This window comes from Petroclostridium xylanilyticum, assembly GCF_002252565.1.
Classification (GTDB): Bacteria; Bacillota; Clostridia; order SK-Y3; family SK-Y3; genus Petroclostridium; species Petroclostridium xylanilyticum.
Window position 1 is genome coordinate 348,646 of the sequence record NZ_NPML01000019.1, and the last position, 24,412, is coordinate 373,057.

The following is a 24,412-nucleotide window of genomic DNA, read 5'->3' on the forward strand; positions in this document are numbered from 1 at the left end:
TTGAAATGCCTTTAACGGAAAGCAATAAATCAAGGAATAATTATACTTTGCCTAAGCATTATAAAAAATCCAGCATACCATCTTCCCTATCGTTGTACCAATATAATGAATAGGAAAATGAATATGCTGAGATTTAATAAGCATTAATGATTTTTTATTAACCCTTTAGTCCGGTTGTAGCAATACCCTCTACAAAATACTTCTGTGCAAAGAAGAAGATTAAGATTGGAGGCACCATAGTTAATACTGACATCGCCATAAGCCGGTTCCAAGCTACTACATCGGTAATGTCAATAGACATTCTAAGCGCTAATGCAAGTGGGAATTTACTTACGCTATTAATGTAAACTAAAACATTGAAGAAATCATTCCATCTCCAGATAAATTGGAATATACCCACTGAAAAGAGTGCCGGTTTAGCTAGCGGGATCAGTATTCTTATCAGGATAGTAAAAGAGTTACACCCATCTATAATTGCAGATTCATCAAGTTCCCTCGGTATTCCACGAAGAAACTGCACTAACATGAAGATGAAGAATGAATAGGTTGCAAATAATGCCGGTATCCAAAATGTTAAATAAGTATTTAACCAACCAAAATTTTTAAATAGTATATACTTTGGTATAATTATAATCGCGTTAGGCAGCATTAACGTAGCGATTACCAAGGCAAACAAAACTTTCTTAAACGGAAACTTAAATCTTGCAAAACCATAAGCCACCGATACGCTAGAAACAATCGAAGCAATTACAGTTGGAACTACCAACATAAATGTATTTAGAAAAAATGTCGTATAAGTATACTGGCCGCTCCCCTTCCAACCTTGGGCATAAGAATCTAATACCCACTTCTTCGGGATAAGCCCGATTGTAGCGAAAATTTCCTGATTGGTCTTAAAAGAAGATGCAACAAGCCACAGCAATGGGTAAACCATCACTATTCCTAATAATGTTAGCAATATATACGCAATTATATTTTGAACACGAACCTTCATTAGAAATCACCCCCATCTTCATAAAACGTCCAATATTCTGAAGACTTAAATACTAGCATCGTCATAAGCATAATAATAGCAAATAATATCCAGGACTGTGCAGATGCATAACCCATTTTAAAGAACTGGAATCCATTTTGATAAAGCATTAAACCATATAAATATGTTGCCTTTGCAGGACCTCCATTGGTAACGACAAAGGCTCCTGTGAATTCTTGAAATGCGTGAACCATTTGCATAATTAAATTAAAGAAAACAATAGGTGTCAAGAGAGGTAATGTAATGGTTACAAACATTCTAGGTTTGGAAGCACCGTCAACTCTAGCAGCTTCATATAATTCTGATGGAATGTTTTTCAAACCCGCAAGAAAAAGTACCATTGATGATCCGAACTGCCATACTGTTAGAAGGCTTATTGTATATAATGCGATCTTAGGGTTTCCAAGCCAGTCAACTGCAGGAATATGAAATATTGAGGTTACTTTGTTAACGAGACCCTCTCGCATAAACAGGAATCTCCAGAGAACTGCTACAGCAACACTTCCCCCCAATATGGACGGCATATAGTAGACAGTCCTAAAAAAATTGACAAACCTCAATTTAATATTTAAAATCATTGCAATAAATAAAGCAAAGGCAAGTTTTAAAGGTACCGCAATTATAACGTAAATAAAGGTAATCTTTAGTGATTGTAAAAACAGCTGATCTTTTGTAAATAAATCAATATAATTCTTTAAACCTACAAAACTTGGTTTTTTAAGCATAGTAAAATCAGTAAAAGAATATATAAAAGAAGCTATAAAAGGATACAATTGAAATACAAAAAGTCCAATAAGCCACGGGGCAATGTACAAAAATGCTACATATTGATACTTCTTCCTAACTGCTTTTGTTTTAGAAGCTGCTTTCTGCGATTTTAAAGCTACATCTATATTCATCTGGTGAGATCCTCTCCTCTTGCTCTTATTTAATAGAATTATCACTTAAATATTAACTACTTTCTGTGCTATAAAAGTACTGCCAATTTAAGGCAGTACTTTTATAAAATATGCTTGCATATTAATCATTTTTTTGCTTTAAGTTCGGCTAGCTTTTCTGTATACCTCTGTATTAACTCGTCTGCAGCCTTTTCTGGAGTAAGTTGCCCATAACCAACTTTTTGTATAATATCTCTATCAATTTCAAGAAGTTCCGGATCGTTTGTAGGTCCGTTTTCAGGGTCCCCGGAATTTTTTATTGCAACTTCTGTTGCACGTACTATCCTTTCATCTAACTTCTTACTATCAGTCAGCATTTTTCTAGCTTTTTCAGTTGCAGGTACTCCCCTAACATCTTCCAGTATTAAAATAGCTTCATCATCATTAAACATCCAGTTAATAAATTTAGCAGCTTCACTGATGTTTGCTGAGTTTTTATTAATACACATTACTTGAGCAGCTCTTGTTATAACACCCGATTTTTTTGCATCTTTTGATATCGGAAAAGCTGTTACATCCCATTTTGCATCCTTATTAGCAACTGATTCCGTAAATCTTTCAAACGAAGAAGGCCAGTTGATATTCATAAGCAGTTCTCCATTAACCCATTTAGGGTTAGTTTCTGCTTTTTTATCATATAAAATCATTTCTTCAAAAGGTTGTACAGCACCACTGTCAACAGCTTTTTTTATCCAAGTAAGTCCTTCCACAAGAATTGCTTTATCAAACCCCAGGGTGTAGTCATCCTTCACCCATTGCTCACCAGTTTTTTCCTTCACAATTGCCTTCATAATCCAATCGTACTTATTAATGTCCAAATTTAAGAGATATATATTTTTATCCTTTTCATGTACTTGCTTGCCAATCTCAATAAGATTATCAAAAGTCCATTGCGTATCAGCAGAAATTCCAAATTTTTCGAAAGCGGTTTTATTGTAGAACATCGTGATTCCAATTAAACCCGTTGGCAATCCCTGAAGCTTGCCGCCAATGGTAAGCTGTGAATCTAAGAATTTTTTATCAAACGCACTTAAGTCTATTTCTTTCAATGTATTGATATCAACAAACAAATCTCCCTGTGAAGTCAGGCTAGGAAGCCAAGGTTGGTCGACCTGCATAATATCAGGAGCAGTACCGCCAGCCAATTGAGTTGTTAGTTTTTGGAAATATCCATCAAAACCGCCATACTCAGCTTCAATCTTTACGTGAGGATTTTTCTTGGTATAAGCTTCAATAGCTGCTAAAGTCGCTTTATGGCGACTGTCTCCTCCCCACCAAGAGAACCGCATTGTGACATTCTTTGGTGCAGCATCTTTCTTGTCTGTCTTATCCTTATTGTCTGCAGCAGCTTGTTGTGTGGAATCCGTTCCAGTTTTAGGCGCCTCTTTTGCGCACCCAATGAACAGTGTAGCCAGAATTGAAATGATGCAAAGGGTGCTGATTAATCTCATTGCCCTTTTCATGATGTTCTTCCTCCCTTTACTTGATTTGATTAATTTTTTTTTGTTAAAATACAGTTATAATTATAACATTAAGCCTTTCTGTATGTAAGGTATATAATTTCACATAAGGTATCAATAATTAGCCTATTTGTAATAAATAAAGAATCATAATTTAACATTTCTTATCATTTTTTGCTTGTTAAAACAGGTAGACAGCTGGTATAACTATCTGGTATAATTATTAATAATGTTTTCTATAATCAATAACCCGTATTCATTATATGCTAACCTAACTACATGTTTGGTGATCCGTCTTGCTCTATTATATTCACACTTGCTTCCATAAAAGACCAGCTAATTAAAGTCAAGAGTTTTTAAGAAAAATTTTGAGAAATTTTTTTAGACTCCTGACGTTAATCAAAGGCATGACAACAAGACCACCTAAGTGAAGTAGACATAAAATAGCTGGTCTGAAATAATAAGTTGCTCTTTGAAAACTGAACATCAAGTACAAGTACTATTAAGCTGCTGTATGCTTTGCTGCAAGATTCTTCGCATGCTCTTGGGGGCTACGTAGCTGATAAGGCTTTCTATCCCTCAGAACAGCAAAAATATAATTAACAAGCTTACGCATAACAGCTCCCAAAGCTACTTTTTTAGGTTTGCTCCGGCACTTCTGTTGATAAAACTCCAGTAACACAGGGTTGCAAGCTGTCTTATCCCTCTTGGTACGGATATTGGCAAGAGCAATTGTAAAAAGCACCCTGCGAAGCAGCCTTGAACCCCTCTTAGACATCTTGTTACGTGTACCGGTAAACTCTCCGGACTGCATGACAGAGGGGTCAATGCCGAAATAAGCAACCAGCTTGCCCGGCTTTTTAAAGGCCGAAAAGTCGCCAATCTCCGCAAGAATGGTGGCAGCAGACAGAAGGCCTATGCCGGGAATGCTCTGCAAGAGTTCAAGCGTCAATGCAAGTACAGGCATGTCCTTTGCCAGGTCCTCATCAATCAGCTTATGGATGGCTTTAAGGACTTTCTCCAGGTTTTCCTCCAGGGTTCTGATCATGGAGATGTACACACCGAGCATGGCAATATTTGAGGAATTGTGAATGCTCAAAGGTTCAAAATCTCTGGCCTTGGAGACCAAAAGCTCATACTTTTCAGTTGCCCATTTAAGGCTTTTGTGGGACTTTTCCTGAATCATTGAAATCAGCTTGTTCCTGTCAGCCTTAAGAATATGGGCAGGCGTAGGATACTCCTCCAGGACTGCAAGAGCAGCCTTTGAAAAGATGTTGGGGAATACATCCTTAAAGTTTAGCATGAGTTGGTCAACAATACCCGTAAACCTGTTTTTGTAGGCAGTAAGCTCGTCAGAGAGCTTGTAGTACTGGCGGCAAAGGCTCCTTAAGCATTCAATATCCTCATCGAGGATATTAGTAGTTTTAAGCTCCTGAAATCTGTAGAGCAATGCAATTTTCCGGGCATCCACTTTATCATTTTTCACTTTTCTAATTCCAATATTTTTGATAGAATCAGTCTGGATGGGGTTTGTTACTGAAACCTCAAATCCAGCTTTACAAAGTGAATGGAAAAGGATTTTGTGATAGTGCCCGGTGGATTCCATGACGACGAAAGGCCTTGAATCAAAGTCCTTTTCCGTTTTTTTCAGCAATTCAACGGCTCTTTCAACGTCGGTACTGGAATCATGGCGAATCTTCATGCGGGCAATTACTTCATTGGATGGAGAAAGAATCGCCATCTCACTGAAGAACTTGCCCACATCAATGCCTGCAATGGGTCTGAAATTCATTAAAAATGCCTCCTTTACAAGATTGATGGACTTAAAAGCCTCCATTCCTTCCCATGTAAGCAAACAACCTTGCATGTGACACGAGGAACCAGCTTATTAGCTGGCCTCAACCAGCCAAATCATGTAGACTTACCGGAATGGATAAATACTCTTTCACACGGGTAATCGGCCCGCTAAGGTCCGTCCCAGGAGGTGATACACACACCTTCCAAGTCCGGAAGATATTATACATGATTTTCAAGGTTCAGGCCAACAGGTGCTGGCATAATGGCTAAGATGTGAAGCCGTATGATGTGCTTGATGTTTAGAAAAGTATGAAGTTTGAAGTGTTATGTTAACAATGATTTTTAATGGGTCGAACAGTGGCTTCGGTCACTGATTTAATACAATATTAATTGTACAAGGAGGAGAGAAATAATGTATAAAATAATGATTGTGGACGATGAATACGAAATCAGAAATGGTCTCTGCAATTATTTCCCATGGAATGAAATCGGTTTTGAAGTTGCAATTCAAGCAGAAAATGGGAAACAAGCCTTGGAATACCTTCAAAAGTATCATATCGATATTATACTATGCGATATCATGATGCCTACTATGACAGGTATTGAACTTGCGAAAAAAATATATGATGAAAAGTGGCAAGTTAAGATTATTTTCTTGAGTGGTTATAGAGATTTCGAATATGCCCAGCAAGCACTAAGCTATGGTGTAAAGAGTTATATCGTAAAACCTACAAAATACGATGAACTGTTCAAGACCTTTTCTAATTTAAAAACTGAGTTAGATCTTGAGCATTCAGAAAAATTTAATAATGAAAATTCAAAAACAGATTGTGTAAGGAATGGGGAGACAGATATATCTCTTAATTTTCATGATAAAATTATTTCAACCATAAAATCACACGTAAAGAAACACTATAAAGACGTAACATTGGAAAACATAGCTGAATTAGTCCATATGAATCCCTATTATCTTAGTAAGTTTTTTAAGCAAAAAACAGGACAAAATTTTTCTGACTATGTCATAACGGTTAAAATGAAAAAAGCAGCGGAATTATTGGATGACATCAATTATAAAACCTATGAGATTAGTGATATGGTTGGGTACAGTAGTCCCAAAAACTTTACCCGGACTTTCAAAAAATATTTCGGCATGAGCCCGCGAGAATACCGCAATTCTAACAACTGAACAATAGATGCAGCAAATAGCTTAGTATAAACATGTTTATATACAAGCAGCCAGCCATATATAAGGAAGAAGGTGCATTACATGATAAAGAATACGCACTCGAGGTTTTTTTTGAAAAATCTAATTTTATTTTTGATACCGCTTCTCATTCCTTTAATTGCGCTTGGAACATTAGCTACTGTCATTACACAAAAATATGTTAAAGAAGAAATAAATAAGAACAATATCAATTTGTTATTGCAAACAAAAGAGAATATTGAGTTAATATTAAGCGAACTAGATTCTCTTAATTTAAATTTTAGCACTAATCCCGCAATTAATGTTGGACTAAAACGAATTCTAAGAAATGATAATGAATCCTTAACGAAGAATGACTTTGATAAACTATCAATGATTAAAAATTTCGTAGATTCGCCAGCTAATTCAAGACCTTATATACATTCCATCTATGTTTATTACTACAACAATAAAAACCAGTTTCTTTCCACAACATCAGGGATAACAACGTTGAACAATTTCTATGATACCTCCTGGTATACAAATGTAGAAAATCAAGATAAACACACATTAATATGGACTGAAATGAGAGATATAAAACAATACGATTTTGCAAAAGAGTCTACGAAGGTATTAACCATTTACAGGAAACTTTATTCACCAGGTTCTACTGCGAGTGACGGTGTTATTGTTTTGAATATCTGCGCGAAATATATTGAAAGTTTGCTAAATAACTTGGAAACTCTCCCTGAGCAAAGCATACTGATTGTAGACGAAAATAATCAAATTATTTTTAGAAATCATTCGGCAAATAAAATGAAGCACACAAATATAGAGCAGATTTACAGACAGTCGGAACCTTCTTTTAAGGTAAATCCACTTATACGCAAAAAGGCATATACCATCTCTCAAATTCAGTCAGAACGGTATGGATGGAAGTACTTATCAATTGTTCCTCAAAATATAATATATGAAATTCCAATTAAGCTAAGCACCTTTACTTTTATTATACTTGCGCTATCATTTATATCAGGATTAAGTATAACATATTATTTAACTAGCAGAAACTATAAAAATATTCAGAACATAATTTCCATTATCGATTCGGCTGAAAACAACCAGCCATTGCCCGCACTGCCCTCCCGAATAAAAGATGAATATAGTTATATCCTGCATAATATTGTAAAAACCTTCGTTGAACATAGCTATTTAAAGGTGCAGTTATCTGAGCGAAAGTATAAGGTCCAGGCTATGGAGTTGTTAGCTTTACAATCCCAGATAAACCCTCATTTTTTGTTTAATACCTTGGAGACCATCAATTGGAAAGTTCTTAGCCTGACAGGCCACCCTAATGATATAAATGAAATGATCGGAAATCTTTCAGATATATTAAAATATTCATTGGAAAGTGACAAAAAAAGTGTAACAATCAAAGAAGAAATAAAATATACACAAAGCTATATCAATATTCAAAAAGCCCGGTATAAAGAAAAATTTGATGTAATTTGGGAATACGATGAAAATTTAACTCAGCATGAAATAACGAAGTTACTGTTGCAACCATTAATTGAAAACAGTATCTATCACGGAATTAGAGTAAAAGAAGGAAAAAGCTGCATCAAAATAAAGATACACTTTGTTCAGTCCTTTATAAAAATATCAGTGGTTGATAACGGACTAGGTATCAACCGTAAGAAGTTAATAGAAATTAGGGAAAAGTTACAGAAAGAAAAAGAATATAACGAGCATATCGGCTTATTCAACACAAACAAAAGATTAAAGCTAACCTATGGAGACCAATATGGAATCAAAATCAGGAGCAAATCTGGTTTTGGTACAGCGGTATATATGTATATACCTATATAACGTGGGACAACAACGAAACTGCTGAAAAAGCAGTGCTTTATCGTTTGGGCAAGACATAAGAGTGCACCGCTCGTTCCTCACGGAATTTCCCTAAGTCTTATAAGAGACTGCAAGCATGCAACCGCCTATATAACATTGCTTGCAGTCTCTTTCCAATTTCGCTTAAATATCTTAAAATCCTAACAATTTAGTTTGCGTCTACTATTCTGCAAATAGATCAAATATTCCATCCTGGCAGATATTCTCTTGTATTTTGGAGCATTTGGTTAAATAACTCCTCTGCATCTTTTATATCAATATTTACTAATGGATCATTGATAAACGTTCTAAATGCCAAGGCCTTATCTCTTGTTAGAGCAGCTTTTAAAGTAGCTTCCTGGTTTAACACATGTCTAATGACCAAATTTTGTACATCATCAGGAAGTTTGCCTGCCATTACCGGCTGCACATTATCTCTGCTAAAGTATGCGTTCGTTTCTACTACAGCTCCCATAGGTATGCCTTGCATTTGACCCACATTTGGTAAGTTGACATTGGTTACGATGTCTTTTAGCCCAACCAAGGCCTTTATCTGACGAACTCCTTCTTCACCCGATGGTTTTATCTCAACCGGCTCTTCTCCCCGTACCAGCCTGTTGCTCTTTTCTATCAGGTTTTCTCTGTGCTGTATTCTCCAGCTTACCGGAGTAATGCTAAATTTCCATTTTTCTACTGTTTCAGGATCTTTTAGATACCATGGTGGCATAAATTCTGCCAGATGTCTGTCTCCTGCTGCAGCAATCAAGCCATACCTTCTAAATAAATCAAATTTTACCCTATTTGCATAGGAAAAGCATTTGTTTAACCAGTTCTTATTCTTATCCATAAATCCTTCTTCATAGTATTTATCCACAAGTTCCCTATATAAAGGTATAAGATCCATGTTCTTGTATGATGCCTTATCAAACCATGTAAAATGATTGATTCCTAAAACGTTTACTTTAATTTCCTCTCTTGTTACCCCTTTGATTCCTCTTAATTCTTCAAGCATGGCAACCAATAAGTTCTGAGTTCCGAAAACCTCATGGCAGCACCCAAAGGCTTTAATTTGAGGAAACACCTCATAAAGTGTTCTTGTGCAGAGAGTCATTGGATTCGTGTAGTTGATGATCCACGCATTTGGCGAATATCTTTTGATATTTTCTGCAATTTCAACATACATGGGAATGGTCCTTAATGCTCTTACCAATCCACCCGGCCCTACAGTATCTCCTACAGATTGATAAATACCATATTTCTCAGGGAGATGCACATCGGACGCCATCTCATTGAAGGTTCCCGGTACAATAGAAATGATAACAAAATCTGCTTCTGTTAAGGCTTCTTCCAATGTTTTTACTGCTACATACTTCCACTTTCCTTTCGCCTGATCAAGTTCGGAATATTTGTTTCCAATGACCTCATTGTTATGTGCAGCTTGAAAGTCTATGTCATATAACCGAACTGTTCCTGACAACTGTTCTTCCAATGCAAGGTCACTCATAAACCTCCACGCCCATCCTCTGGAACCTCCGCCAATGTAGGCAAGGTTGATATCCGTAACCCTATTCTCTAAATATTTCATGTTTTTCCCCCTTTAGTTGATTTTTTTGTTCAACAAAAAACCTTATTTCAGTTGATGTTCTGCAAATAACATTTAGGTTTAGAGCTTAGGTTTCACAATGTCTCTAAATAGGTTATATTTTTAAAACACTTTTAGACATTATTAATTATAATATTTATACAAATATTATAAAGGTATGTAGTTTTACATAAGGTATCAAATATTGGTCAATATATTCGTTTTGATCAAAAAAGTATCACTATTTAGTTTTTATTCTCATAATTTATGTTGATATTTTTTATTAAGAGATATCCATACTTCAAGTCGTATCTGGCAAAAACATGTCCGATATTGCAATGCTTAAAGCAGTTAAATAAAATTAATTCCATAATCATCCATCCAAAAATTGTGGCACATATAGACAAAATTGCAAACCAGAAATTGAATAAGTAACAGTCTTTATAAATCCATAAAGGTTCAACGATAAATTTTGTGATAGATAGCACACCTACTCTGTCAAGAGATAGTCTACAGGAAAATTATTGATATATCTTCCTGTAAATTGGAAACATAAGTTTTCCTACATTCCGAATATTTTCCTATGTATAGCTATTATCCCTATATAGGATAATTATAGCAATAACAGTAGTTATATGTATCCTAAGCACCTTGAAAACTAAAAATTTAAGCACATTCAAATTCGTATTTTACTCTAATTTCCCAATTATCACGGTTACGATATCCATAGGCTCTACGCTTAATGTTTTTAACCTTATGGTTATTGCCTTCTGTAGTGCCATTAGATATCGGATAGTCGTAATAATTTAGGATATATGGCATCCAGTTATCAAGAGTTTTTATGAATTCCTTTAGCTTAGGAATATCATACTCTGCTACCAGGTCTTTGTAATATGATAAGAATGCTAAAGCATCTTCCTTGGTTGTAATATCAAAGAAGATCCTGAATTCTTCTTTGAGGTAATGAAGATTTTCTAACTCCTCATATTTTGAAAAAGCCATCAGCAGATTGTTATATTCCTCAGCGCTAAGGTCTTCTACGTTTTTTAATATAGCCCAGCGTATTTTAAATACTTCACCTTTTTCGCCATGCTTACGTGCATGATTTTGAATATGCTTTCTTTCATCATCTACACAGTTATGAAGATGTTGTGATATATGGAATCTATCTATAACCGGCTTTGCATTGGGCAGGCATTCTAATACCGAATAGCAGTAGCTTTTGCTCATGTCCATAGAAACTGCTTCAATTCCAAGCCTTACATCTTCCGGTAAACTTTTAAGGTAGGATACTACATCTTCCTTCTTTCTACCGGAGAGAATAGCAACTACCTTACCGGTTTCCTGATTATAGATGATCATATCATAGTTATGGCCTTTTCTAGTGGCGATATCATCAATACCTAAAAGTCTAAGTGGCCCAGGCTTACATGCTGCAAGGGATTCTTTTGCATAATGGCTGTATATCCTTTGGCATGCGCCTTCACTAGTGCCTACAATATTACTGACATTTTTAATAGTGTTTTTATGGGCTAGCGTAAAGATATATTGCTCATAGGCAATAGTATAACGCTGATATTTTCTGATAAAAGCAAAGTATTCATCAAATGGATGTTCTGGGTTACAATCGCAGACATACGCTTTTTCTCAAGCATGATAACCGTATCCATGCCCCATATAGGTAGATGCTTATATGCCTGATACCTTTTGTCATGCACGGTATACGTGATACGACCACAATGGGGACACACGGCAAAATCAAACGCAGATATTGCAAATACTTCAAATATATCATTATTTACATTGGAATAGATTACCTCTATCCCTTGCAATCCAATTAGTTTTCGGATAATATCATAATTGGTATTCATATCCGATACCCCCCCTTTTCTATTTTGGATTGCACTTAAAATCATAAGGGATGTATCGAATTTTTTGTACCCTTTTTACCAGTGGACTGGTAATGTAATTTATGGTGAATCTATCGTTTCACAAAATTCGTGGTTGAACCATCATAAAGAGTGTTAAGGACTATAAAACCACTGAAAAAGTGCCTTTTCTTCCTGCTCAATTGGACTTTTTCAATGGTTTCAGACTATCTGCCTTAACACTCTTTATGATTTATAGAACATTCCCATTTTCCGATGTGCCGGCAAGTGTAAAATCAATTAAAAGCTCTCCCGGTGCAACGATATCGTACACGACTTATCCTCCTGCCATATCGATTTTAATTGCCATACATCCAGTGAAATCATCTTAACAGTCCCTCCATGACTGAATATATCTATTCCCTGGCTAGAAGGACTCGGATATATATTACTTGACATTACTACCTTTCCTTCATTCACAAATACTTCTACTGAAATTCGGTCAATAAAAATGTGTAGCTTTAATGTTTTATTATTACTGATCTCTACCTTACACCTGCGTATCTCTTCACTACTAGCATCTAATTTATTTCTGACAAAGATTAATTCCTTTGCTTTCGTATTGTATTTTACATACGTTTGCTCTTTGCCATCGGAAGAACATCTTAGCTTAAAGCCGAATTCGTTAGCGTTACATGAGTTAAGATCAAATTCTCCTATGACCTCAAGGCAATTTCCCTTAAAATCTCCGAGAATGTTGCTGCTGTCCTGTACGATTTCAAAGTCTTTAAACTGCCGATGTTGTCTACGTAAACTTTTTAATTCTTCTACCGGTTGGAAGATTAACCGTCCATCAGAATCAAGGGAAAGAACACGTGGTACTGACATTATTCCACACCAGTTATTCGTTACAGTTGGGCCAAAAGATTTAAACCACGGCATCCAATCCCACGAATTCATCCACCCAATCATAATTCGCCGTCCCTGGCCATCTAAAAATGTTTGTGGAGCATAAAAATCAAATCCGTAGTCTACTTCTTCATATCTGTCCGAAGTAAATCTACCAGTCCCATAGTCCATGTTCCCAACCATATAAATTACCTTGTGATTGTCCATTCCCATTGGTGACACAATCAATACATACTTATCTCCTAGTGGAAAGAAATCGGGACATTCCCACATGGTTCCTTTCGTTCCATCACTTTCTGCCAGTACACCAACATAATCCCAATTTCTTAAATCTAACGATTTATACAATAATGCCTTACCTTTTCCGTTTTTACAAGACCCAACCACCATGTACCAGGTATCATGATGCTTCCATACCTTTGGATCCCGAAAATCTGAAGATCCGTCTACTGGTGGTTGATTGATTACAGGATTACCAGGATATTTAGTAAATGTTATACCATCTGTACTTGTAGCAACACATTGTACTTGCTTTACCTGGCCATCCTTTTCCAATACTGTCCCAGTATAAATCAAAGTAAAGAGGCCGTTATCATCAACTGCACTTCCTGAAAAACAACCGCCTCTTTCATGATAGTCATAATCTTCACTTGGCGCTAAAGCGATAGGAAGGTATTCCCAGTGAACAAGATCCTTACTTTTTGCATGGCCCCAGTGCATGGCTCCCCATAGAGGTCCATAAGGATTATGCTGATAGAATAAGTGGTATTCTCCTCTAAAATAGATAAGACCGTTAGGATCATTGATCCAATATGCGGGTGCCATAAAATGATAGGCACAGCGTTGAGGGTCTTTTGCAACAACCTCCTTGACGCTCTCAACCGATTCATTTGCTTTATCCACTAATTCCTGGTGACTAGGTCTCTTGATCTTACTATTAAGCATTTTGCTGCCCCCCTCTTTTACCCCTTTACTGCTCCTAAAGTCATGCCACTTACGATGTATCTCTGGATCAGAAAAGAGAATAACATAACCGGCATACTAAATACAATTGCCGCTGAAGCCATCGGCCCAAGGTCCAGATTATACGCTGTTAAAAATTCTGATATCCCTACAGGAACAGTTTTTGAAGAGGTACTTGTAAGTAGCAATGCAAAGAGGAAATCATTCCATGACAGCATAAAACTAAAAATAGCAGTAGTCGCCAAACCTGGCAAAGATATTGGCAAAATAATGCGAATAAATGCGCTTAATCTTCCGCATCCGTCTACTCTGGCCGACTCATCAAGTTCTTTTGGTATTCCATCAAAAAATCCAATCATCATCCAAATAACAAAAGGAATATTAATAGCAGTATATACAAGAATAAGCGCTAGTTTTGTATCTACCAAGTTAATATTTTTTATAACTGTATATATAGGAATAGCCATACTAATTAATGGAACAATTCTAACAGCTAATGTGAAAAGTAAAAAGTAATTGCCAATATTTGATGAAAAGCGTGAAAATCCATATGCAGCCATCGATCCCAAAAATACGCTTATAAACATACTAATCCCTGCAGCTATTAAACTATTGATAAAATATTTGCCAATTGGCAAATATTCTATCATCCCTCTATAATTCTCTAAGGAAAAAATGGTGGGTAGTAATCTTGGCGGAGACGCAATTACCTCCGTTGCCGGTTTAAATGATGTAATCAATAGATAAATGTACGGACTTAGAAAGAATAAAGCCAATAAGCATGTAGTAATTGCAATTGGATACTCCATTAATCTATTAAATTCAAGTTTTGCATTCACTCTTTTGTCCATTTATAGAATCGCCCCTTTATATTGTATTAACTAACATTTTTCGTCAATCCGCTTGTCTACTAATTTACTTCCTTATTTGGATTCCATATTTTTTTCATGAATAAAGCACTTACAGCTAACAACATTATCATAAAAATAACAGCCATTGCACTTGCAGAACCTATTCTGCCATAGCGCGCCAATTGCTTATACATATAAGTACTTAGAATCTCTGACGAAAAATTTGGTCCCCCTTGCGTCAATACCCAAATAATATCAAATGAACGAGCAGCATCAATAACACGTATTATAATTGCCGTAGTTGCAACCGGTATTAAAGATGGGAGGGTAACAAACCAAAAAGTTTGGCTCCTGCTGGCACCATCAATTTTAGCTGCTTCATATAAATCCTTAGAAATCCCTTGAATTCCAGCAAGCAGCACCAACATCATAAAAGGTGTAGTAAGCCATATATCTGCAATTGCACACGATATTAATGAATACCGCTCATCTGATAGCCATAAAACTTTATGTGGGTCAGAAAGAATACCAATATTATAAAGTGTCCAGTTTACAATACCAAATTGGTCACTAAGCATAAACTTCCAAATCAGCCCAGCTACCAATGGCGCAAGCATAAGCGGGCTTAGCAATAATGTCCTTATTATATTGCTTCCTCGAAAACCTGTGCTTAATAAAAGAGCAAGAATTATTCCCAAAATAAATTCTATTCCTACAGCTAGTACAACATATAGTACTGTATTTGCTGTAGTTTTAATAAATCGATCTGAAGTCAATGCTTTAATATAATTTGATAATCCTACAAATTCTTTTACGTTGAGCTTATTGATGTCATATTGGTAGAAACTATCAACCACAAGAAGTACAATAGGATATATAAAAAACGCTATTAAAAATATGGCAGCAGGTATAAAGAATAAGATTGACAGGGTTGGCTCTTTTAGTTTCAATTTATCACCTTCTTTTTCTAGTTCTATTAGTAGCAAAGGATAGGAAGCATTCCTATCCTTTGCTTTTGTGATATCTAGCAAAATTTATTATTTTTGAAGTATTTCTTTAATCATTTCCGCTGCCCAGTCTAAAGCTTCTTGCGGAGTTTTCTTACCAGATAAAGCATATTGGACAGCAGGTACTAATGCTTCATTTTCTATTTGTGACCATTCTGCCAAAGCAGGACGATTTTGAGTCTGAGGACCCCCTAATGTGTCTGAGAGTGATTTTAAGTGTTCATATCCACTCTTTTTGCCGAATTCATCAAATACGGATTTACGTGCAGCTACTCCCAAAGCATCCATATACAGGGCATTTTTCTCATATAGGAATGAAAGATATTTCTTTGCAATATCTTGTTTTTTTGATGAACTTGGAACAACCTGATACCATGGTCCAGGAATAGCACCAACCCCTGCATCACCTGCAATCATAGGTGCTGTACCTACCTTACCTGCTACTTTTGATTTCTGAGGATCATTTGATGGCACGTAGAAATGTCCCCATGCAAGCATCATTGCCAACTTGCCATTCCAGAATAATTCTGATGTCTCTGCAGAAGCCATTTCTAAAGCTCCTGGTGGTACGGATTTATCTTCTCTTAAAATTGTTGTTAAAAATTCCAATGCTTTCACATAAGGTTCTTTGTTTACCAATACTTCACCATTGTTACCTACAACCAATGGTCTTGCCCCGGCCTGCATTACATGATCCAGCCAGCTTGCTACGGAGTCCCCGTTATTTGCGCCAAATACACTGGTACCATAAATATCAATCTGTCCATCATTGTTAGTATCACGCGTGAAGAATTTTGCTACATCTCTATATTCCTTCCATGTTTTTGGTGGCTGTAATTCATAGCCATATTGCTTTTGGAATGCTTCTTTTTCTTTTGGATCTTCAAAAAGGTCTTTACGATATAGTAGTGTTTTACAGTTTGTCCATACCGGCATTCCATAAACTTTATTCTGATAACTTCCTCCTTCAACCAATCCAGGTAGCAAATCCCTTTTCACTTCATCTGTCAAGAGATCATCAATAGGGAGTAACCCTTTAGCAAGTGCAGGGAACCACAAAATATCAATTGTAGCAACATCATATGCTCCTGCGGCCGAAGATACTTCTGCACGAAGTTTATCAAAAACACCGATGTAAGGAACAGCATCAATTCTAACTTCATATCCTGTAGCATTTTTAAATTCATCAGCTGTCTGCTTTGCTACTGCATAAGCTGGACTTCCACCTTCAACTAATACAGTAATAAATTTGTCTCCTGAATCCTTGTTCTCAATTGTTTTAGCTTCCTCATTACCTTTGCTTTCTTGTTGGATAGATTGGTCATTTGCTTTTTGATCATTTACTTTACTGCTACCACAGCCAGTCAGGAAAGTTGTAAATATCATCGCAATAACCAGCAAAAGAGCTACTACAACTTTTCTTTTTCTGAACATTAACCTTCACTCCTCTTAATATAATCTAGATAAACTTATTGTGCCTGTTTCAAGAAGCAATATAAAATATATACTTTATATTACTTCCTGCCTGGGCACAATAAGTTACTTACTAATATTATCATTTATCCCATAATCCATGTTCAGGCCATCTTCTCGGAAGTCGTTGTTTAACCGGTGGTAATTTTGTTAGCGGCTTGTGAGGTTCTAACTGATACCAATAAGCCACACTAGAATACTCATTTCCTTGATCATTTGCATGTCCATGTTCAATAGTAACTTTTATAGATTGGGTAAATCGGATAGGGTCTTCTATATGAAAGCGATAGAGACTCCATTTGCCAAAATGCTCTTGCACATCGCTTCCAAGAGATATTCCGTGATATGGTCCTGCATATTCGCCACTTGGAAATCCCCATGCAGCATTAAAATAATCCTCTGTACCAGTACCATGTAAGGAAGGAGGCCATTTCTCACCATCAATAAATATCATGTCATCTCCTTCACCCGGCCACGTATACACTTGATTAGAAGCATCAAAATTGTCAATATTTAATACACAACCTACGTAATGTCCTTTACCTTCTGCTTCAAGTATTACATAGTTTTCTTCTCCAGTCAGGTTTTTTCCTGGCAAATCCCATGGTGCCGGATCATCCATTTCTTTCGGATGAACCACCTTTTTACATGGATTTTCACTATTCCATGCAGCATGGAATCTTCCAAGATCCTCAGGAACTTCATCTTCATACAGCTCATAATCTATCATAAAGAATAGATTTTTAATTTGCTCTTCACTTTCATTAATCAGCTGTATTCTAGCACCATCAGCAAAAGGCATTGGGAAATAGCTATTCATCGCTGCAGCAAATGGTCCTTTAGGTCCTCTCTTTTCCCCAAATACCATACTTAAAGGTAATGAAACATAATGCTTACATGTAGCATGTCCAATGCCAAAGAAGTCGCCCAGAGGTACTCTTACACTCGGATTTTCTTCACCATCCCAGTACATTTCCAAAATTAGTTTTCTCAAATACTGTGGAGCATAACAACGGGTTGTCATCCAGATATGCTTGATGCATCCTGTCCCTTTTATGTTAGCCATTACTGCAGTTTCTCCTGGTTCTACAATCCAAAAATCTTTATTTCCTCCTGTACGATCCCAGCTAGACTCTCTAAGCGATCTAGCCGACTTAATAAACGGTAATCCTCCTAATGGACTATTTGGTGTCCATACATTCATACATATACCTCCTTAATCTATGCTTTTATAGAGAAAATAACTAACATATTAGATAGATTGTTTGGTTACCTACAACCAATCTATAATTAAATAATAGCATATACAGAATATAAATAATTTTATTTTTCTATCAGGTTTATTGACTTATATTATGAAAAACTATTCGTATAAAATTTTAATTTCTATCAATGAGTCTTGAACCATACTATTGATTGTATTATATTTTGATAATCTTGACTTTTTTTATTATTCTAACTAAAAGTGTCCTTTTTCCACTTCGATTTATAATTTAAAAAAGTATATAAACCTTTACTTGTTTATATACTTTTTATAAGCAGCTATTCTTTTTAAGCTTATCAAATCTATAATTTGCTTTTTTGTTTTCTGTACATAAGAGGTGTTATACCATATTTGTCTTTAAAAACCCGATTAAAGTATTGATCATTATTAAACCCAACACTATAAGCAATTTCATAAATTCTGATATTGCCTTTCCTAAGCAGTTCTTTAGATTTTTCCAGCCGTACATTTAACAAATAATTTGAAAAGCTTACTCCTGTTTCCTTTTTAAATACCATACTAAAATAATTAGGACTAATATTTACATAATCTGAAATATCTTTTAATGATATATCTTCGCTATAGTGGCTTTCTATATATTCAATCGCTTTTATAATATCAGTTCTATGAGAAATATTTTTTTCATTATTTAACTCAATAATTTTCTTTACAATTGAAAAAAACCATCTTTTAATTTCATGTATATTATGTTTTGCTTCAATCTCTTCGTATGGATTAAAATCAGAATCGAACAGTTGTCGAAATTCTACTTCACATTTTATTGCTATCTTGATAACTAAATTGAGCAAATCTAAAATAAAGATTTTTAGATTATTAAAGTGTATAAAAGATGCTTCTAGCCTGCTAATATAATTGTCTATTAGTTTTTCAGCTTTATCTATGTCTCCCTCTATAACAATCCCCAAAAGATTCTTTTCATCTTCTAGTGTTAACATGCAATTTTGACGAAGTTTTTGATTTTTCAAAAAATGTATTTTGTTTTTATATAGCAGCATATAGCCTTCAAGCATACTTTTTGTAGAACCATAAGCTTTGTATATATGCGAAAACTTACCGCACACGTTACTTATACCCGCACTGAAGGTATACGGAGTGTTCTTTTCAATATAGTCACAAATCTTCTCAACGATGTTGCAAATTTTTTTATGAGTTATCGACATATCTTCATCAGCATCAAAGCTCAATAAAAGTGTAAATTCATTATTATGTGTTAAACCAATTATACCAGATACTATCTCTTTAATAAACCCTGCTATTGTTTCAATCACAGATGAATAAATGAATTTCAATTCATCTGAACATATAGATTTTTCGATACTTATGTAATCATCAAATTTAAAAATAATAACATAATATTTATTATCATCTTTAAACAGGTATCTGTAATTTGGATAGTGTTGAATGATTTCATCTTCATTTATAATAATGTTACTCATTATATTTTTAAGTAAATTTGAAGCATCAGCATTATTATAATTTTGCCTATATTTTGCATGCTGTCTTTCTTCATCCAACGATTTCTTTGCTTTTTCTAGAATACTAATAAAAGAATCCTTTGTTAAGTTTTGCTTGAGGATATAATCGAAAGCACCGCATTTAAGGGCTTCCCGTACAAAGTCATAATCGCTGTAGCAGCTCAAAGCTATTACTTTAATTATTTTTCCACTGTCAGCTATATATTTTATTAATTCAACTCCATTCATAATTGGCATACTGATATCTGTTATGATTATGTCAGCAGGATTATTCTCAATGAATTCTTTAGCTTCCATACCATTTTCTTTCTCAGCAATAAGTTTCAAGTTATATGAGGACCAATCTATTAAACTTCGCAGATATGTTCTAACCAGTGCATCATCTTCAACAATCACTACATTATACATGCTTTTCCACACCTTCCTTTTCCTTAATAACAGGCAAACGAATTACTGCTTCTGTCCCTTGTTTTAACCCACTTACATAATACAATCCATAATTGTCACCAAAATATAGTTTAATCCTTTCATTAACATTTTTTATTCCTATACCACTAAACACGTTTTTGTATTCATCCTTTTTATCCTGAAACATTTTTTTCAAGATATCTTCCTTAATTCCTTTACCATTGTCTTGAATTTTAAATATAACTGCATCTTCTTCCATTCTACCTATGATTTTTATTACAAAATCTTTACAGTAATTCTCAATTCCATGAAGAATAGAGTTTTCAATAATAGGCTGAATTAATAACTTTAGAGTATAATAGGTTTTAATTTCCGGGTCTATATCATATATAATTTTAAATTTATCTCGATATTTATAAGATTGTATAAAAATATATTTCTTTATATATTTAATTTCTTCGTTAATAGTAATAAATTCCCCACCCTTGTTAATACTTGCCATTAATAAACTAATAAGGGAATCCAACATTTCTTCTATCTCAGCCTGTTTTTTTATTGAAGCAAGGCATTTTATGGAAAATAGCGTATTATACAAAAAATGAGGCTTAATCTGTGCTTGAAGTGCATGAATATACGCTTCCTTTTTTTCCCTTTCTTCTTCTCGAATATCATCCATTAATTTTCTGATCTCTGCAACCATCGTATTAAACCTTTTGCTTATTTTTCCGACTTCATTGCTTCCGTCAAAGTCAAGTTTAGTATTAAAGTCCCCTTTCTCTAAGCTCTCCATAGCATTTCCTAGCTTTTCTAACGGCATTGCTATTTTAGATGAAAGTAATACTGAAATACTAATTATAAAGATAGAACTCAATATAATAACGATTAGAGCTGTGGTAAAAATACGGTTAATTTCCAATTCAATAAACCTCATTGGAATAGTAGAAATTATCTTCCATGGTGTTTTATCAATTGCGGAGTAAACCACTAAATATTCTTTATTGTCAATCTTAGTAATAAAAGTGCCAGAAGCTTTATTAATGTTATCAAGCAACATAGGAACTATCTTAGTTGAAATACGATTTTTATCAGGATGTGATACGATTGAACCTTGTTCATCAATTATAAATATTGTAGATTCATTTCCAAAATAAGTGTCTTTATAAAGTTTACAAATACTTTTTTCATATATCTGTAACTGTATTACACCATTTACGCTATAAAAGCTAGGTATTGAACTAAGTAGATATATATAATTATTCTTAACCGGATCAGAACCGGCTAACGCTTCTGTTGTCCAAATTTTTTTATCATAATTAGTAATAAGACTTTTAAACATGCCGGTATCCTTATAATTAAGATCGTAATAAATAATGTTACTATCCGACCTTATAATATTTAAACGATTAACAGGATAAATAAATACCGATTTTATATCTGGTACATTATACGTAAAATAGTACAGCTTTTGCTTAACTGTATTGTATTGTGAGTAATTCTTAAAGTCTGTGGTTTTTTGAGATAGTAAAGAATAGAGATCATAATCTAATGCGATTGTTGAGCAAACTTTTTCATATTCTTCCAACTTTTTAGTAATGTCATTGCTTAGAATATTAAGTGTTTGACTTATAAAAGTTTTAGATTTTTCTCTAAGGGTGTGTGAAACAATATTAAAGGTTCCAATACCGAGCGCCAATATAAATACAAGTGAAATAGGTATATAGGTAAAAATAAGCTGAGATCTAATATTCAGAGATTTAAACATATTTAAAAGCTTTTTAAGCAAAGTTATATTTAATCTGTCCATCTGCTATCACATCCAATCATATTGATCGCTGTAGCAATATACAAAACAATACATAATCTATTATGTAAATATAATTAATTATATCATATTTATTGATATTACATAAGTACTTTTTATTTTTTCAGGTCATATAAGATTGCACAAATATTTACTCCTGCTGCTTGGTCAATTGTTCATTACACTCCAGACTGTCTTTTGTAATAATTTCATACATATCAAGATTCTCCTTTGTCCTAATATCAATTTTTGTTTTCATATGCTCAACCTAAATAATTTTTAGCAGAAAAAGGACGAGATTCTCTCGCCCCTATATATCTACTTATTTATATCCCCTTCATGGTCAGCGATATTCTCTTTCTCGCCACGTCTACTTCTAATACTTTCACCTTTACAATATTCCCTACTGCTACCACATCCATCGGATGTTTTACATATTTATCGCTGAGCTGGGAGATATGCACCAGCCCGTCCTGGTGTACGCCGATATCTACAAAAGCACCGAAGTCAATGACATTTCGCACAGTTCCTGTCAGAATCATGTCCGTCTTCAGGTCCTCTATATGAAGCACGTCGCTCATCAGCACCGGCTTCGGAAGCTCATCCCTGGGATCACGGCCGGGTTTTAAAAGTTCATCCACAATGTCTCTTAAGGTGGGTATTCCTATCCCAAGTTCCTCCGCAAGCTTTTTGGCATCTAATTGTGCAACCTTATCCTTCAGGTCTTTTAAATTATTGGCTTTTACATCCTCCATGGTATATCCTGTCATTTGCAGCAGCTTTTCTGCAGCTTCATAAGACTCAGGATGTACTGAAGTATTATCCAGCACATTCTCTCCACCAGGAATTCTTAAGAATCCTGCACACTGTTCAAAGGCTTTAGGCCCTAATTTACTAACTTTCAGCAATTGCTCTCTATTTGTAAACTTTCCATTTTCCTCTCTATAGGCTACAATATTCTTTGCTATCGCAGCACTGATACCTGAGATATATTGCAGTAAGGATGGTGATGCCGTATTTAAATCCACCCCTACGCTGTTTACGCAATCTTCAACAACTCCGCCCAGCGCTTCTCCCAACCGCTTTTGGTTCATATCATGCTGATACTGGCCTACCCCTATCGCCTTAGGATCAATCTTAACCAACTCTGCAAGAGGATCCTGTAATCTCCGGGCAATAGAAACCGCACTTCTGAGTGCCACATCGAAATCGGGGAATTCCTCTGCACCAAGCTTTGAAGCTGAATATACCGATGCCCCGGCCTCACTTACTACCATATAAAATACTTGTCTATCTAATTCTTTTATTAACTCGGCAACAAAGATTTCCGATTCTTTAGAGGCAGTCCCATTTCCAATAGAAATTATATCTACTTTATGCTTATCTATTAACTTCTTTAGTTCTTTTTTGGCCTCCTCTATCTTATTTTGAGGCGGCGTAGGATAAACCACTGTTGTGTCCAATACCTTCCCGGTTTCGTCTACCACTGCAATCTTACACCCGGTCCTGTAAGCAGGGTCCAACCCCAATACCACTTTCCCTTTTACCGGAGGCTGCAGGAGTAAATTTTTCAGGTTAGCTGCAAAGACTTTTATTGCCTGTTCCTGGGCTGCTTCTGTTAATTCGTTTCTTATTTCCCTCTCAATAGACGGTTCTATCAACCTCTTATAGGCGTCTTCTACAGCTCTTTCCACATATTCTGTTGTGATGGATCTCTTCTCCGGTGTTGTTTCCTTTAATAGATATTTTATAATTTCTTCTTCAGATATATCTATGGAAACGGTCAAATAACCTTCTTTCTCCCCCCGATCAATGGCAAGCACACGATGCTTTGCAATTTTGGCAACCGGTTCTTTAAAATCGTAGTACATATTGTAAACCGAATCCTCTTCTTTGGCAGCTTTGGATACCAGTATTCCATTGCGGAAAGTCATATTCCTTATTGCCTTTCGATATTCAGCATTATCTGATATAATTTCTGCAATAATGTCCATAGCACCATTTAGCGCATCTTCTACGGTGTTGACTTCTTTTTCCGGATCAACATACGGTTGGGCCAAGCTCTCGACGTCACCCTGATAAATATTCTGTGCCAATAAAATCTCGGCAAGAGGTTCAAGGCCTTTCTCTTTCGCAACAGTAGCCCTTGTCCTTCTTTTGGGCCTAAAGGGTCTATAGATATCTTCGATCTCCTGCAATGTCTCCGATTTTGCGATATTCTCAGCAATTTCATCGGTAAGCTTACCCTGTTCTTCAATGAGCCTCTTTACTTCTTCCTTTCTTGCTTCGAGACTCCTTAAATACATGAGTCTGTCATACAGTTCTCTTAATGTCTGGTCATTTAGCTCTCCGGTCATTTCTTTTCTGTATCTTGCAATAAATGGGATGGTATTGCCATCATCAATTAATTTTACTGTGTTTTCTACCTGAAAAGTTTTTAAGTTAAATTCTTCCTGCAACCTCTGCACTATAGCGTCCATATTTTGCCTCCGTTT

At 35.3% G+C, this 24,412-nt stretch carries 17 protein-coding genes; 2 read left to right on the forward strand and 15 right to left on the reverse strand.

The window, feature by feature from the left end; translation table 11 throughout:
• Window positions 1-157: 157 nt before the first annotated feature.
• The 4 genes from CIB29_RS13855 to CIB29_RS13870 form a co-directional block, all read right to left on the reverse strand.
• Complete coding sequence (locus tag CIB29_RS13855) at window positions 158-994, reverse strand: carbohydrate ABC transporter permease (protein ID WP_094550635.1); 837 nt, start codon at window positions 992-994, stop codon at window positions 158-160.
• Window positions 994-1,977 carry a carbohydrate ABC transporter permease gene (locus CIB29_RS13860; RefSeq protein ID WP_423241307.1) on the reverse strand — a complete coding sequence of 328 codons (984 nt, stop codon included), beginning with the start codon at window positions 1,975-1,977 and terminating at the stop codon, window positions 994-996. The genes CIB29_RS13855 and CIB29_RS13860 overlap by 1 nt, the downstream gene beginning before the upstream one ends.
• Before the next feature lie 80 nt (window positions 1,978-2,057).
• Window positions 2,058-3,434 (reverse strand): ABC transporter substrate-binding protein, encoded by a 1,377-nt coding sequence (locus tag CIB29_RS13865; RefSeq protein WP_094550639.1) that lies wholly within the window; start codon window positions 3,432-3,434, stop codon window positions 2,058-2,060.
• A gap of 499 nt (window positions 3,435-3,933) precedes the next feature.
• Window positions 3,934-5,223, reverse strand: a complete 1,290-nt coding sequence (locus tag CIB29_RS13870; protein WP_094547847.1) for an IS110 family RNA-guided transposase — start codon at window positions 5,221-5,223, stop codon at window positions 3,934-3,936.
• A gap of 417 nt (window positions 5,224-5,640) precedes the next feature.
• On the opposite strand from CIB29_RS13870, the gene CIB29_RS13875 reads away from it, so the two are divergent.
• Both CIB29_RS13875 and CIB29_RS13880 read left to right on the forward strand, forming a co-directional pair.
• Window positions 5,641-6,414 (forward strand): response regulator transcription factor, encoded by a 774-nt coding sequence (locus CIB29_RS13875; RefSeq protein ID WP_094550641.1) that lies wholly within the window; start codon window positions 5,641-5,643, stop codon window positions 6,412-6,414.
• 81 nt (window positions 6,415-6,495) lie between these two features.
• Complete coding sequence (locus CIB29_RS13880) at window positions 6,496-8,277, forward strand: sensor histidine kinase (RefSeq protein WP_094550643.1); 1,782 nt, start codon at window positions 6,496-6,498, stop codon at window positions 8,275-8,277.
• 217 nt (window positions 8,278-8,494) lie between these two features.
• Here CIB29_RS13880 and CIB29_RS13885 read toward each other — a convergent pair whose 3' ends face one another.
• The 11 genes from CIB29_RS13885 to CIB29_RS13940 all read right to left on the reverse strand — a co-directional run bounded on the left by CIB29_RS13885 (window position 8,495) and on the right by CIB29_RS13940 (window position 24,397).
• A complete protein-coding gene (locus CIB29_RS13885; protein ID WP_094550645.1) occupies window positions 8,495-9,880 on the reverse strand; it encodes a family 4 glycosyl hydrolase in 1,386 nt (461 codons plus the stop codon).
• A gap of 663 nt (window positions 9,881-10,543) precedes the next feature.
• Complete coding sequence (locus CIB29_RS13890) at window positions 10,544-11,464, reverse strand: ISL3 family transposase (protein ID WP_242965252.1); 921 nt, start codon at window positions 11,462-11,464, stop codon at window positions 10,544-10,546.
• Complete coding sequence (locus tag CIB29_RS13900) at window positions 11,410-11,748, reverse strand: transposase family protein (protein ID WP_157910308.1); 339 nt, start codon at window positions 11,746-11,748, stop codon at window positions 11,410-11,412. Before CIB29_RS13900 ends, CIB29_RS13890 begins: the two co-directional genes overlap by 55 nt.
• Before the next feature lie 297 nt (window positions 11,749-12,045).
• Window positions 12,046-13,599 carry a glycoside hydrolase family 32 protein gene (locus CIB29_RS13905; RefSeq protein ID WP_094550651.1) on the reverse strand — a complete coding sequence of 518 codons (1,554 nt, stop codon included), beginning with the start codon at window positions 13,597-13,599 and terminating at the stop codon, window positions 12,046-12,048.
• Window positions 13,600-13,616: 17 nt separating this feature from the next.
• Window positions 13,617-14,468, reverse strand: coding sequence for a carbohydrate ABC transporter permease (locus CIB29_RS13910; protein WP_242965227.1), 852 nt, complete (start codon window positions 14,466-14,468; stop codon window positions 13,617-13,619).
• 59 nt (window positions 14,469-14,527) lie between these two features.
• Window positions 14,528-15,499, reverse strand: a complete 972-nt coding sequence (locus CIB29_RS13915) for a carbohydrate ABC transporter permease (protein WP_242965228.1) — start codon at window positions 15,497-15,499, stop codon at window positions 14,528-14,530.
• Between the two features lie 6 nt (window positions 15,500-15,505).
• Complete coding sequence (locus CIB29_RS13920; RefSeq protein WP_242965229.1) at window positions 15,506-16,909, reverse strand: ABC transporter substrate-binding protein; 1,404 nt, start codon at window positions 16,907-16,909, stop codon at window positions 15,506-15,508.
• A 121-nt stretch (window positions 16,910-17,030) separates the two neighbouring features.
• On the reverse strand, window positions 17,031-18,152 hold the full coding sequence (locus tag CIB29_RS13925) for a glycoside hydrolase family 172 protein (RefSeq protein ID WP_094550653.1): 1,122 nt from the start codon (window positions 18,150-18,152) through the stop codon (window positions 17,031-17,033).
• Between the two features lie 362 nt (window positions 18,153-18,514).
• Window positions 18,515-20,116 (reverse strand): response regulator transcription factor, encoded by a 1,602-nt coding sequence (locus tag CIB29_RS13930; RefSeq protein ID WP_094550655.1) that lies wholly within the window; start codon window positions 20,114-20,116, stop codon window positions 18,515-18,517.
• Window positions 20,109-21,920 carry a sensor histidine kinase gene (locus CIB29_RS13935; RefSeq protein WP_094550657.1) on the reverse strand — a complete coding sequence of 604 codons (1,812 nt, stop codon included), beginning with the start codon at window positions 21,918-21,920 and terminating at the stop codon, window positions 20,109-20,111. The genes CIB29_RS13930 and CIB29_RS13935 overlap by 8 nt, the downstream gene beginning before the upstream one ends.
• Window positions 21,921-22,243: 323 nt before the next feature.
• Window positions 22,244-24,397, reverse strand: a complete 2,154-nt coding sequence (locus CIB29_RS13940; RefSeq protein WP_094550659.1) for a Tex family protein — start codon at window positions 24,395-24,397, stop codon at window positions 22,244-22,246.
• Window positions 24,398-24,412 lie beyond the last annotated feature (15 nt).

What these genes read in the sequence shown, in the direction of transcription:
- CIB29_RS13855 (WP_094550635.1), bottom strand. Translation starts at nt 994, where the DNA reads ATGAAGGTTCGTGTTCAAAATATAATTGCGTATATATTGCTAACATTA.
- CIB29_RS13865 (WP_094550639.1), bottom strand. Translation starts at nt 3,434, where the DNA reads ATGAAAAGGGCAATGAGATTAATCAGCACCCTTTGCATCATTTCAATT.
- CIB29_RS13870 (WP_094547847.1), bottom strand. Translation starts at nt 5,223, where the DNA reads ATGAATTTCAGACCCATTGCAGGCATTGATGTGGGCAAGTTCTTCAGT.
- CIB29_RS13875 (WP_094550641.1), top strand. Translation starts at nt 5,641, where the DNA reads ATGTATAAAATAATGATTGTGGACGATGAATACGAAATCAGAAATGGT.
- CIB29_RS13880 (WP_094550643.1), top strand. Translation starts at nt 6,496, where the DNA reads ATGATAAAGAATACGCACTCGAGGTTTTTTTTGAAAAATCTAATTTTA.
- CIB29_RS13885 (WP_094550645.1), bottom strand. Translation starts at nt 9,880, where the DNA reads ATGAAATATTTAGAGAATAGGGTTACGGATATCAACCTTGCCTACATT.
- CIB29_RS13900 (WP_157910308.1), bottom strand. Translation starts at nt 11,748, where the DNA reads ATGAATACCAATTATGATATTATCCGAAAACTAATTGGATTGCAAGGG.
- CIB29_RS13905 (WP_094550651.1), bottom strand. Translation starts at nt 13,599, where the DNA reads ATGCTTAATAGTAAGATCAAGAGACCTAGTCACCAGGAATTAGTGGAT.
- CIB29_RS13910 (WP_242965227.1), bottom strand. Translation starts at nt 14,468, where the DNA reads ATGGACAAAAGAGTGAATGCAAAACTTGAATTTAATAGATTAATGGAG.
- CIB29_RS13920 (WP_242965229.1), bottom strand. Translation starts at nt 16,909, where the DNA reads ATGTTCAGAAAAAGAAAAGTTGTAGTAGCTCTTTTGCTGGTTATTGCG.
- CIB29_RS13925 (WP_094550653.1), bottom strand. Translation starts at nt 18,152, where the DNA reads ATGAATGTATGGACACCAAATAGTCCATTAGGAGGATTACCGTTTATT.
- CIB29_RS13930 (WP_094550655.1), bottom strand. Translation starts at nt 20,116, where the DNA reads ATGTATAATGTAGTGATTGTTGAAGATGATGCACTGGTTAGAACATAT.
- CIB29_RS13935 (WP_094550657.1), bottom strand. Translation starts at nt 21,920, where the DNA reads ATGGACAGATTAAATATAACTTTGCTTAAAAAGCTTTTAAATATGTTT.
- CIB29_RS13940 (WP_094550659.1), bottom strand. Translation starts at nt 24,397, where the DNA reads ATGGACGCTATAGTGCAGAGGTTGCAGGAAGAATTTAACTTAAAAACT.